This window comes from Pseudoflavitalea sp. G-6-1-2 (assembly GCF_012927185.1).
In the GTDB taxonomy this organism is placed as follows: Bacteria; Bacteroidota; Bacteroidia; order Chitinophagales; family Chitinophagaceae; genus Pseudobacter.
The window spans coordinates 1,507,111-1,520,585 of the sequence record NZ_JABBGB010000002.1; the positions used below are offsets into that span (position 1 = coordinate 1,507,111).

8 protein-coding genes are annotated in these 13,475 nt (G+C 46.9%); all 8 read right to left on the reverse strand.

The features are described from left to right. Positions 1-15: 15 nt before the first annotated feature. The 8 genes from HHL16_RS15695 to HHL16_RS15730 all read right to left on the reverse strand — a co-directional run bounded on the left by HHL16_RS15695 (position 16) and on the right by HHL16_RS15730 (position 13,469). Positions 16-1,065 carry a FecR family protein gene (locus HHL16_RS15695; protein WP_169426126.1) on the reverse strand — a complete coding sequence of 350 codons (1,050 nt, stop codon included), beginning with the start codon at positions 1,063-1,065 and terminating at the stop codon, positions 16-18. Between the two features lie 65 nt (positions 1,066-1,130). Next, the gene (locus tag HHL16_RS15700; protein WP_169426127.1) at positions 1,131-1,682 is read right to left on the reverse strand and encodes a sigma-70 family RNA polymerase sigma factor; all 552 of its coding nucleotides are present in this window, start codon (positions 1,680-1,682) and stop codon (positions 1,131-1,133) included. An 87-nt stretch (positions 1,683-1,769) separates the two neighbouring features. Next, positions 1,770-3,695, reverse strand: coding sequence for a M1 family metallopeptidase (locus HHL16_RS15705; RefSeq protein ID WP_169426128.1), 1,926 nt, complete (start codon positions 3,693-3,695; stop codon positions 1,770-1,772). Positions 3,696-3,776: 81 nt separating this feature from the next. Beyond that, a complete protein-coding gene (locus HHL16_RS15710) occupies positions 3,777-5,189 on the reverse strand; it encodes a TlpA disulfide reductase family protein (protein ID WP_169426129.1) in 1,413 nt (470 codons plus the stop codon). A gap of 327 nt (positions 5,190-5,516) precedes the next feature. Next, entirely contained in the window at positions 5,517-7,028 is a 1,512-nt protein-coding gene (locus tag HHL16_RS15715; RefSeq protein WP_169426130.1) for a TlpA disulfide reductase family protein, read from the reverse strand. A gap of 14 nt (positions 7,029-7,042) precedes the next feature. Continuing rightward, entirely contained in the window at positions 7,043-8,515 is a 1,473-nt protein-coding gene (locus tag HHL16_RS15720; RefSeq protein ID WP_169426131.1) for a RagB/SusD family nutrient uptake outer membrane protein, read from the reverse strand. An 11-nt stretch (positions 8,516-8,526) separates the two neighbouring features. Beyond that, positions 8,527-12,048: a SusC/RagA family TonB-linked outer membrane protein gene (locus HHL16_RS15725; protein WP_169426132.1), complete on the reverse strand. Its 3,522-nt coding sequence runs from the start codon at positions 12,046-12,048 to the stop codon at positions 8,527-8,529. 242 nt (positions 12,049-12,290) lie between these two features. Then, the gene (locus HHL16_RS15730; protein ID WP_169426133.1) at positions 12,291-13,469 is read right to left on the reverse strand and encodes a FecR domain-containing protein; all 1,179 of its coding nucleotides are present in this window, start codon (positions 13,467-13,469) and stop codon (positions 12,291-12,293) included. Positions 13,470-13,475: the final 6 nt, after the last annotated feature.

A 13,475-nucleotide genomic window follows, 5' to 3' on the forward strand; every position in this document is an offset into this window, starting at 1 on the left:
CAGACTAATTTGATTTTAAGGGTTGCCCAATGTATACACTGAGCCCTGATGCAGCACTTTGAAATTATTGAGTGCAGCAATGGTAGACAGCACATCTTCGATGGGCTGATCTTTGGCAAATGATCCGGTGAATGTTCTGCCTGTCAGTGAAACCTGGCTGGCATCGATAGTCACCTGATAGAGATCGCCGAGTTTCAGCAGCACTTCTTCGAGTGCACTGTTGCTGAAACTGATCTCATTGTTCTCAGCCGGGCGTGTGGCGGGTTTCATGGATATCTTCGGTACGCGTACAACCTCTTCTTCGAATTCATTGCTGAGCAATAAACGGTTGTCTTTGTTGCTGAACCTGCATTCTTCACCCGGATGAAGAAATACCGGAACAGATTTTTTTCCGAGATCCTTTACCACCACTTTACCGCTGATCAGTTTCACGGAGCTCAGGTTCTGATGGTTAATGGCTTTGATACGGAATACGGTTCCCAGCGCTGTAGTTGAAAATTTATGTGTGTATACGGTAAAGGGACGGTCTTTGTCTTTGGCAACATGAAATACGGCTTCGCCTTCGAGATGTATATCGCGCTTGTTGCTATCGAGCGGCTGCATAAAAACAATTTCGCTGCCGGGCGACAGATCAACGCGCGACTGATCTTCGAGAATATGCGTAATTATTTGGCTGCTATTGTTGCTGATATGTTGCTCCTTTTGCTTTGCAGCAATTGCCTCTGCAGGCATTGCAGCACGCTGTTGCTGTGTTGCCGGAAGCAGCAACCGGTACAAAGAAAAAGCGCCGGCCAGCAGCACAACAGCCGCAGCAACACGCATCCACCCTCTGCTGAACAAAGGTTTTACCACACCCGGCATTTCATTTCTGATAGTTGCATACCACTGCTCAGCAACAGTTTCCTCTACCTGCGGTGCAGCGGGCGTTTGCTCCCACTCGGCTACGGGCAACAACTGATCCATTGCATCAGGATGTTCGGTCAGATATGCCGACACCAGTTCCGCTTCTTCACGGGTACATTTGTTTTCGAGGAATTTTCTGATCAGTTCAATTGTTACTTCCATGTTTTCATCCGTATACACCAGTATTACGATGCTGCTGAAAGTTTGCACCCACTGGTAACAATCAGTTAATACAGAGTGAGCACCAATGCCACGAGTGAGGCTTCTGCATTGAACTTGCGAAGATCGCGCAATGCACGGTTGAGTTGGTTCTCCACTGTTTTTTTGGAGATGTGAAGCTGATGGGCGATCTCAGAATTGGTGAGACCTTCGAGACGCCATGCAACGATCCTGCGGCGTTCGGGAGGAAGTTGGGAAATAGATTCGCGGATCACTTCGAGCGGATCATCGCCTTCCAGCAAAGCAGGTTCTTCCACTTCTTCAGGTTGCGGCACCACTTCGAGCGAAACAATGCGCAATGCCGCTTTCTGGCGCAGCAGATCTATCATGCTGGTTTTTGCGATGCGGAATAGTTGGGGAGATACAGGCAATTCGATATTGAGGTTGGCGCGAAAACGCCAGAGCTTGATGAAGGTGAGCTGAACCAGTTCACCGCTGAGGTCGGTACTGCGGGTCTTTTGCAGAAAATACCCGTACAATTTCTGGTGGAACGTATCATACACCTGGCGGAAAGCAGTTTCGGAGCCGCTTTGAATACTACTGATCAATGCCCTGTCCATAACCAAATTGTATTACCGGCGCAATTTACCCCGGATAGATTCACGACAAGATTAAGAGATTGTTACCTGTATATGTTGCAACAATTCTTACTTTCCGCTTCCTTCCCATACATTATTGCTTCTGGTGTAATCAGGCAGATTCCTGTCCGGATCGAGTTTGATGCGTACAATGGGCGAAGTGCTGGCATACAGGAATGTCCATTCCCTGTGCTTCGACCACACCTCCGCAGGCAGGCGCATGCGCGCTGTTTTGCCGTTTTCTTCCTGCACTTCCACTTCAACGGGCATGGCCATTTTATCTCTGTTCTTTATGGTGATATAGGCGCCATTATCCGGACTGTTGTTCAGGTATTCCACTTTTTCGATGCTCTGATCGAGCCTCCAGTTATTTCTGAACCATCCGTTCCAGAACCAGCTGAGATCTTCACCACAATGATCTTCCATGAAACGGAAGAAGTTCTCTCCGCTGGGATGTTTGAATGCCCAGGTGCGCATATAGTCTCTGAATGCAGCATCGAATTTTTCTGAACCCAATACTTGTGTACGCAGCAGATGCAGCGCCAGTGCAGGCTTTACATAAGCATGCAATGCAAAATTATCGTAGAGAATCAGTTCATATGGTTCGGTGAGCGGTTGAAATTCTTTTGTACGGGCTACCCAGCTTGTGGCGTCCTTGATGGTGAATGCTGCCGGTTCGTTGAAATGTTTGCCACTGAGATCATTGATGAAAGAATTGAGTCCTTCGCACATCCAGTTCTGGCGGGCGCTTCCGGTGATCATGATATTGAACCAGCTATGTCCCAGTTCATGATTCAGTTTGGACCATAATCCATTCGACCCGAATGTGGACGTATATTGAATAAAGGAAACTCCGCAACTGGCGAGTCCGGTTACTCCCCCACCGATCACGGCCATTGTTTTGTAGGGATAGGGTATCCATTGCCTGGAGTAATATTCCAGTATTTTTTTGGCGTGTGCAGTGGCATTGCTCCATGCAGCTGCGCTGGATTCTACGGGATAGAGTGTCATGGCAGTGGCAGTGCGGTTGCCGCCCAGATCCACTTTTACGGCGTCCCAGATAAAAGCTGCGGAGGCCGCCCACATGGCATCGCCCACATTGTCTGCATGGAATCGCCATGTGCGGGTTTTCTTTCCTTCGTCGCGGGGCTGTTGTATAGATCCGGCTGAACGGATGGTTATTACAGAATCACTTTTCATTGCACGAAGCAATTGCTGCTGTTCTTTGGCGGTAAGCGTTTCGGCAGGGTTCATCAACTCACCGGTTCCCTGAACAATGAGGTTAGCCGGCGCAGTGATGCTGTAATCGAGTTTGCCGGGTTCTATGTAGTAGCCGTTTGTAAAGATGTTCCATCCCAGTATATCGTCATAGACAGATATTTTCGGAAACCATTGTGATACCTGATAAACAGCTCCGTTTTTTGTATTCAGCACACCCATGTAATCCGAACCATTGCGTGGAAGCAGGAAAGAGAAATCCATCCCCAATGAAACAGATGTTCCGGGCTTGAGAGGTGCAGCCAGATTGATTTTCATGTATTCGTCCGTAATCATATACAGACTGCTGTCGCTGTTCTTTTTTGGATCTCCTGTCCAGACCTTGCTGATCGAAAATCCATCTGTATTCTCCTGAACACCGAACCTTGTTCCGTTCACCGGAGTGAGGGCTGCTGTTTTGGAGTCTTTGCGAAAGCGGTTCTGAGGAAGCTTGAGCCAGAGGTAAGGCAATGTTTCCGGACTATTATTGAAGTACTGAATAGAAACCTTACCTGCAATGATTCTCGTTAGCGTGTCGAAACTCACCGTCACCTTGTAATCTGCCCGGTTCTGCCAGTAAGCAGCTCCCGGCCTTCCGGTGGCTGTTCTTGTGGCCGAGCTGGCCAGCCAGCTATTGGGTTTAAAAGTCTCTGAAGGACTGTATTCATTCCCGCTTTGTGCAATGGCCATCAGCGATGCGCCGCTCAGCAAACAACAACTTAGAAGCTGCTTAAACATAGTACAATTGGTTTCCGGTATTTCAAAAAACTGCCCCGCCTGAAATGCAGACAGGGCAAAGGAAATATGACGATGAGAAAACTACTTGCCCGATTGATAGAATTCATTCACCAGCTTTTCGAACACAGGTTCTGAAGGGCTTGGTGCATAAGGTGTATGAAAATTCCCCTGCTTATCGATGAGCATGTAACGGGGAACGCCAATAAGTTGATAATCGGCGCTCCTGAACATGATGGCTTGCTCATGTTCATTTTTGAAAGGAAGATTCAGGTTGGTATAACTTTCCATTTTCTTATTCTTCAGAAAATCCATCCATTCAGGAGAGTCGGGATTATCGAAGGATATGTTGAGGAAAACAATGCCTGTGCTGTCTTTGTACTTATCGGCCAGTTGCAGAAAATAAGGAAGTGCCTTCACACATCCGCCGCACCAGGTAGCCCAGAGATCCACTACTACCAGTTTTCCTCTGTAATCAGTGAGTTGATGTGTATTGCCTTTATCATCCTTCAATGCAAAGTTTTTCGCGGGTTTACCGGGAAGCACTTTCTGCCAGTCGCCATACAGCTGTGCCATATGTTCTATAGCTGCTTTATCGGAAAAGGAAGACCTGATCAGCGGATACAGTGCTGCAAATTCAGGAGTGATGCCTTTGAAGCGGAACTCAGACAGCACTCTATGTGATACGAACAGGAATTTCAGGCGGTCTGCTTTTGCATTTTGCAGCATCCACTTACACTGATCTGCATATGACCAGTTGGCTTCATCTTTTCCTTTTACCTGCAGCAACTGATGTACATAATTGCTCAACAGCATTTCACTGCTGATGAGGGCAAGGTTTTCGTTTTGCAGATCCTGACCTTCGAGCAGCCATTGTTTTGTATCGGCGGGAAGATCGGTGGCTTTGCTCGAATCGAGATAAGCCACACGCAGATTGAGTTTGCGCATCTGCATAAATGCATTCAGCAGTGCTGTATTTGATTCATTGAGTGCAGCAGTTTTCTTAATCAACTGATTCACCTGCTTCACACGATCTGCATACCAGTTGCTGAATGCAGCAAACGACATGGTAGAAAACTTTTTTCTGCTGATATTGAGAATGCTGTCGATGCGATAAGGCAGGCTCACACGGGAAGCAACTTTACTCAGATCGGGGATTACATAGTGATCGAGTACACCATCTTTGAATGGTATCCTTTTGAGATCCAGGTCTATCTTATCTCCGGCATTGATGAGCAGTGGCAGATCGTTTACGTAGGCAATCTGTGAAATGGCGGGAAGGTTTTCCGTCCAGAAATCCATCGCCGAACCCACTTTTTGAAGTTTGATCAACTGGGATGCACCGGCACTTTTCATGAACATAACATCCTGCATGCCCATCGCCCCCTTAGGGTTTCTGGCTTTGATTACAGTCTGTGGATCGGAAGGAGCAGCGTGAGCGGACTGCTGCAATAGGCCAAGGCCCATCAGCATAACATAGCGGAGCACTGATTTCATAATTCAGTTTTTTTGGTGAATGGAGAACCTGCTACAGATAAAAGCCTGTTTTTGGGAAAAAGGGTGAAGGCCCGTGGCTATTTATTTTCAGATAGTGTAAAACATACATGCGACAGCGCTTTCACAGCGCTTTTTCAGCGCTTTTCAGGCGGTTTTAAACGGGAGGTCAGCACTTCCGCAGCCATTACACAGGCAGTAATCAGCCATTTTCAGGCTATTCCCAGCCTTTCAACAGCCAGTATACATAAAAAGAATCCCCGGCCAACAGACCGGGGATCTTTCTAAAACAACCCTACTTAGGTGCATTAAAAATGGTAAGGAAACAGTTTATGATTTTTTCAGCAATGATTCAATCATCAGTTCAAGCATGCGTTGATTATTGCTGTTGATCATGAAATTGGAATACACAATATTGCCTTCCTGATCGATGAGGAAATTGGTAGGCTGGCCACGCACTTTGTATACATCCCATGCCCATTCCGCTGTAGATCGAAGCGGTGTGAATGTATAACCGGTTCCACGCATGAAGGGAACTACATAACCATCCTGCTCAGGAAATACGTTGATGCCGAGATAGGCCAGTTGTTTATTATCGTATTTATTCACCACTTCCTGAAAGTGCGGGAACTCACCGCGGCATGGGCCACAGCCAGGGAACCAGAATGTGAGCAACACTACTTTGCCTTTGTAATCGGCAAGCGATGCTTTGCGTTTTTCGGTGTACATATCGAGACTGAATGCAGGAGCCGCATACGTGCTTTTCTTTCTCAGGTTATCGATATCAGCATTTACCTGTGCTGCGCTGAGTGAAAGCTTCGTTGCATATTTGTTGATCGCCTGCTGCAGTTGATCACCCGGTGTTTTTGCCTGCATCACCAGCAGACTGTCGTAGGCAGCTCTTGTTCCACCGGAAGCATCCGCCAGCTCGGCTTTGATCAATGCAATGAATTCCGAAGCACCGGAATATCGTGGCGCTTTCACATCTTTTACCAGCAACAGCGCTTCATAATTCTTCCCTTCTTCTTTCAGTTGTTTTGCCTGCAGCAAAGTTTGGGCGAGCGTTGCTTTGCTCTTCCATTCTTCTTTCGCATTCAGTCTGGTAGCGAGTTCCAGTGCTTTCGCAGGCTCATTGCTGCTGAGATAGAAATCGTAGAGGCCCGAAGCGCCGCTGGCAGACCAGTTGAATTTCAGCGGAGAATACAATTGCAGCAGTTTTTCATAAACAGTGCGCTTCTCCTGCTGATCGGTTGTTCTTGTGGCAAGCCAGTACAATCCCTGAGCGCCACGCTCGTTATCGGGGAAACGGTTGGCCAGTTCATAGAGTGCTTCCCTCCAGAGCTTCGGATCGGTATGTTCGTAATCCATCGCATAATAAAATGCGTAGGATGGATCATCGGGAGCAGCATTCTTTGCATTAGCCATGTATTCATGCGCCTGCTTTTCGTTACCCCAGCGCTCTGCATCGATAGAAAGCATCTGCCACACTTCTGCTTTCTTCGGATTCATTTCCGCCACCTTTTTAAGATAGGGTGATGCTTCAGGATATTCTTTATTGTAGTAAGCAGCACCAATAGCGTAAGGCACTTTCCATGATGTCGGGAACTGCTTCATCCATTTATCGTACTGTGCTTTCAGTACCGGACTATTCAGCTCGAATGCCTTGATGTATTCAGTGTGCAAAGGCAGGCTGTCGGGATATTTCTCCACCTGCTTTTTTATGTTCGCGATCAGTTTGGGATCTACCGGTGCAGGATTTTTTTTCTCCTGTGCATAGCCACTCATCATTACAGGAATGGTAAGCAGACCGGCGATAGTGCGGATAAGCATTTTATTTTTCATGTGCGTGAAATTTATCAGTAATCGTTTTGTTCCAATTGTCCTCTTGCAGCATCGAGCTCAACTCCGTTGATGGGAACAGCATAGCGTTTGCTGCCGACAGGCAAAGTATAGGTTTGTGGCACTTCCGTATTAACTACAGATCCGTTGATCTGGAAGAAGTTTCTCGTTATAACCACATCGTCTGCAGGGTAATCATTTACACTGAAACGGCGGATATCGTACCATCGCATAACGAAAGGCATTTCTCTTCTGCGCTCTTCCAGCACTTTCTGAATGGCTTCTTCTTTGGTGGAAGCAGCAAGAGGGCTGACAGTGTTCATTCGTTTATCGCGCAGCAGATTTACTGCACTCATGGCTCCGGCAGCATCGTTTTTTCTTGCGAGTGCTTCTGCTTTATTCAGCAGTACTTCTGCAATCGTGGGAGCAGATGGCAGATAACTCATGTCCTGAAACATCCCATAACGGTACAGGTTAGCTGTTCCGGGAGAGAAATATCTTCCTCCCTGCGGAAACATGAGCCACTTGAACCGAAGGTCGTTCGACTGATCGTAGAGCGATACCAGCGAAGCGCTTGGCAGATACCACCATCCCGGCGTATATGCAAACCGGAGATAGAAGAACTCGGGCCAGTAATAGTATTTGGCGGCAGTCCAGTCGTTCAGTTCTGAGAAATTGATGAGCACATCGGGATTCTTATAATTCACCGGCGTACCTGCTGCCAGTGTTTTGAAATCTTTCAGTTTCACTGTGGAGGTAGACAGCGCCAGATCAGCTTGCTCAATTGCCTTGTCGTAATTGCCAAGGAAAAGATAATACCTGCTGAGAAATGCAGCAATGGCTTTTTTGCTTGCACGCCAGGGTGCTTTGGGATCTACATCGTCCACATTGGTCTTCTGCGCTTCGGCAATGTCGGCCAGAATGAAATCATAGGTTTCTTTCAGTGTAGCGCGTTTCAGAGACTCGGTGTATCCGATGGTTTTCTTCAGCGGCAATCCTTTGGAACCTTCATTGGCAGCTGTGTATGGAAGGCAATAATAGTTTGCCAGAACCCAGTTGGAATAAGCACGGATGAAATGCGCATCAGCCTTCAATCTTTGCTTTGCTTCTTCTGAACCAGACACTTTATCGATATACGACAGCGTGAGATTCACATTGAAGATCTTTGAAAACTCACCGCTCCACAGCGGATCGGATGCCATATTGTTCTGCATCTGATCGGTAGTGAAAAGATAACTGTAGATAGTTTCCGGAGTGAACTGACCTGAACTTGCCTTATAAGCAGAAGCCGGGATTTCAGCATCATCGGTTGACCAGGTGGAAGTATAATTATTTTCTGTTACGAACCTGCCTGCATTGTTGAGCAATGCCTCCAGCTGATCTACACTTTTGATGGAAGCAACCCTGCTCGGTTCTTCTTCCAGATATTTTTTGCAGCCTCCTGCGGAAAGCAATGCTGTAGCTGCTACTATGATGGATAATTTTTTCATGATCTCCTTTTTTAGAATTGAAGGTTGCAACCCAATGTGATTGTACGTAGCGGTCTGTTTGTACCTGGCAGCCATTCAGGATGATATCCTTTGCTGTTGGCTTTGTATACGAGGCCGAGATTTCGGGCCTGTGCATATACTCTCAATCCATTGATGCCTGCTTTTCTGATCACACGCGCTGGCAGTGAGTAATCGATCATCAGTTCTTTCCATTCGATGTAAGAAGAACTTTCGATCAACCCTTCCAGATTGGGCGCATAGCGGTTCCAGCGATAAGAGCCGGCGTCATTGGCAACAGGGAATGAAGGAATGTCGGGGTTCCCAGCAAAAACATCTGAAACAAAACGGTCAACAAATGTTTTGCCGCTTCCTACCGTTGTACCATAGTTGAATATAGGATTTCGATACACACCGCCCATTGTTCCGGTGAACAGTACAGTAAGGCCGAAATTGCCGTACCTGAAATTGTTCAGCCATGTAAGCGTGTGTGGCGGAATGCTGGTTCCTTCATAATTCAGGTACTGCAGACCAAGCCCTCTGTTATGCAATGCCAGATCATCAAAACGATTAGGTACACCTTTCACTCCTGCCACATATGGTTCACCATCTTTCATGCCGAGATAGGTGTAGGAATATACCGGTGCAATGGGACGCCCCTGTACAAATGCATTTCCTTCGAGCATGTTGAAACCAAATACGGATGGAAAATACAGATCGGTGATCTTGTTTTTGTTGTACGCATAGGTAGCAAGGGTATTGTACTCGAACTTAGTGCCGGGGATGGTCAACCTTGTTCCAAGTGAAAGCTCAATACCATTGTTCTCCATCTTCGCATTATTGAAACGCTGGCTCGATGTACCTGTAGCTGTAGGCAGGGTAACCAAACCAACCAGATCGGATCCTTTCTTATTGTAGTAATCGATCTTACCGGTAATTTTGCCTTTGAAAAGTGCAAAGTCAATTCCGATATTGGTAGTGGTAGTTACTTCCCACCTCAGTGTTGGGTTGCCATAATCGAGTATCGAAGCAGTAATGGTGCCAGTGGTGGCACTGATGCCAGAACTCATATTCAGCAAGGGTTCGGTTGAAATGGTAGTGATGGCATTACCATTCCGGCCATAGGTGGCGCGCATAGTAAGTGCATCCACAAAAGAAACTTTATCGAGGAATTTCTCGCGGCTTGCCTGCCAACTTGCACCAACCGACCAGAAGGGACTCCAGCGGCGACTGGCATCTTCTGTGATGTAGTTCGATCCATCGCCTCTCACACTTCCTGAAATGGTATACTTGCGATCGAAAGTGTAAGATGCATTGCCGTAAAACGACAGATATCTTTCAAGCCTGTAATACAGCAGGGTATTGCCTCCCTGAAGTGTAACACCTGAAGACCCCACGATATTCTTGAATGTGTTGCCTGCACTGCCAAATCCGAATGGGGGCACAGAGCTGAGATTTTTGTCAGGAAAATATCCGAACTGCCATGGGTTGCCTCGTGATTCCTGTTTACTCTGCGTTACTTCCGTACCAGCGATGGCCACTATCTGATGGCGTTTGCCGATATTTCTGTCGAAGTTCAGCTGATTTCTGAACACATATGCATCCAGCTTTGTATTGCTGTACCAGTTGTTGCCAAACTGATAAGGTGTTTCAATGCCTCCTTTGGGAAACAGCTGTTTGGTAACGGCTTTGGTTGCCTGATTATATTCAACATAGTAATTCACCATGTCTCTTACGAAGTAGGTTTCTTCGCTGTAATATTTGCTGTAATCTGTATTTCTTTTTTCATACTGGAATTTGGAATCGAAGCTGAGACCACGCATAAGGTTGAGTGTAAGGCCTGCCTGCAGTCTTGCATTCAGGTCCTGACTGGAGAATTTGCGGCCACGCACTTCGCGGAGCAGATTGTAGCTCCAGTCGTTATAAGGCATGCCGGTCTTGGGCAATGTGGCTGCCAGTTCGCGGTTCAATCCTCTGAGATTCACACTGTAGCTTCCATCTGAATTCAGCAGGGTTTCATATGGAGAAAGCTGCTCGATCTCATCGATCGTAGCGCCGCTTGCTTTCTGATCGGTATAACTCATGGTAGCTCCAACAAAAAAGCTCAGCACTTTATTGGGTCTGTACTGATTATTGAAGTTGAGCATGTAACGGTTGTATTGATTGCCTACAAAACCATCTTTGTTCTTTTCGTACATCAATGATCCGTAGCTACGTGTTTTTTCGTTTCCTCCCGAAAGATTGAGGCTGTATTGAGTAAGTACAGGGCGTTGCAGCAGCAGGTTTTCGATCTGACCTCTGTTGTTGATTCCTCTTAGACTGTCGAGTCCGCGGTTCATCGCATCCAGACTGATCTTTCCGGTTTCCTGTGCATAGAGATATTCCTGTGCCAGGGTGAGAGATGTTTTCAGCTGATTGAATGATCCGGCGAATTTGGAGAGATACCAGTTGTTTTTCCATGCGAGTTCCTCGAAACGAAGGAAATCAGCAGTGGATGCAGTTCTCGTAACCTGATCGAGATCGATTTTATTGCCGATGCGTGTAAATACATTCATTTCCATTTTCAATCCCTGTGAGGCCCTGCCCTGTTTTGTGGTGATCACTATCACCCCATTGGCAGATTTGGCACCCCAGATAGAAGCTGCAGCCGCATCTTTCAGAACGGTAACAGATTCAACGTCATTGGGATTGATAGAATTGAAGGCAGTATCTGTGATGGGAAATCCATCCACTACCATCAATGGCCGGGCATTGGCGTACATAGAACTGGTGCCGCGTATGAGGAAGTTGAATGTACCATCGGATTTTTCTTTGCCCTGCATTCCCGGCACCATTCCCATCAGGGTTGAAGAGAGATCGGAGAAGGGACGTTTAGTGAGCATGTCTTTATTCACCACATCGTAAGCACCGGTAGCGCGTTCTTTGGAGATCTTCTGATAACCGGTATTTACCACGATGGTGGCTTCTTCCATTACCGTTACTTCGGGAAGCAGTGTTATCACCATGAATACGGTAGTGATTTTTACCTCCACAGCAGCATATCCCACAAAGCTTACTTCGAGTACATCGCCAATCTCGGCCCTGATATTGAAAGCCCCCCTGTCGGAGGTTATGGCAGTAATGGATTTGCCTTTTACTTTTACGGTAGCTCCGGCCAAAGGTTTACGGGCGCCATCCTGCACAAAACCACCAATCTCTTTGGCTACAAAAAGATTCTCTGCATCAAACAGCCTGGCTCTTGCTGCAGGCTTCTCTTTGACGAAAATAGTTTTGCTTCTGATCTCAAAATCGAAACTGCGTCCGAATACGAGATTCAGAAAAGATTGAAGCTCCATGTTCTTCACATCGAGTGTAATGCGCTCAGCATTGCTGATGCCGGAAGCACTTCCGATCACCACATAGCCGGTCTGTTTTTCGATTACAGACAATACCTTATCCAGCGGCACATTCTTTCCTGAAAATGTAACGGTCTGGGAAGAGGTTTCGGCACTGAGAGACAAACAGAACAACAGTAGCAGCAATGCGGTTAGTTTCATAACTCGCAAAGTTTTAATGATGAACCAGTGAGACTTCTGCCGGTTTTTCAGCATAGCAGAAGACCGCCGGTTACAATAAGCAGTCAATAACATACTTTTGTAACAGTTTTGGGTTGATGAATAAACTACAGACAAAGGTTTTTCAACGCTATCCCGAAACGTTCGCCGGGGATGTTGCAGCATTCCCGGTTTTTGTTTCAGCACAGACGCGGCTATACTGATCGAATTTGTAAGATGAGGTTTTACCTGAGTATGGACTTCACAAGGATGGTCCTGTTTTCCAGCCTGACTTTTACATTGGCAAGCATACCGTTCAGGCCGGCAATTGCATCGGTTAAGGTCATATTGCGTTCCATCTTCCCCTTCAAAAGATCGCGGGGAGCTTCATTTTGATACACTATTTGTAAGTCGTACCATCTGGCCAGCTGACGCAGGGCCTGGTCGAATGGCAGACCTGTAAAGTCGAAATATCCTGCCTTCCAGGCGATATCCTGCTGCACGTTTGCAGCAATGATTTTTCCATCTACACTCGCCTGTCCGGGTTTGAGCAGCTGCTCGTTCACCTTCACAGAACCCTCCACCAGTGTGGTTTTGGTGGCAGGTTCATCGGAATAACTATTTACATTGAAAGCCGTTCCGAGTACAGTGATCTGGTCTTTCACAGTGTTCACAATGAAGGGCCTGTTCTTATCGGTACTTACTTCAAAATAAACTTCTCCTTTGATGCTCACTGTTCTGGTGCTGCCGGTAAATGCAGCGGGATAGGTAATGCTGCTGCCGGCATTCAGCCATACTTTGGTGCCATCGGATAGCAGCAACTGGTACTGTCCTCCATTAGGCGTAGTGATGGTATTTGTTACATCGGCTGCCACGCTGTTCTTGCCGTAGATCAGCTGCCCGTCTACCTGCTGAATAGCCAGGGAACCATCGTTGATGGTACCTGCTGCATTATTCTCCAAACTTACCTGCTGACCATTGGAAAGCGTAAGCACTGCTTTGTTGCCTGCTGGCAGAATCGGTTTTGCAGGCAGTTCCTTTTGTTCAGCAATCTCATTCGAAGGAACTGATGCCGGCTGCGATCTGTTCATCAGATAAAGCATACCCGCCGTCACCAAAACCAGTACTGCTGCGGCATAGCGGAACCACGCCTTATTGTAGAATGGTTTTCGGGTCAATGAAATACTTTGATTGCCAATGCCGCCTTGTCTCAATATCCGCTGATACAATTCATCTCCCTGCTGACTGTTTGCCCAACCATGAAAAGCAGTTTTCAGCAACTCTGTATCGATATGCTCTCCATAATGTGCACGAAAATCTTCCTGCTCCAGAAAAAGAAAGAACTGGTCCACTTGTTCGGGTAACAGATGATCCGTGACAAACTGATGGATCAGCTGGTCATATGATGCAGGCGTTGATGACATACCTAT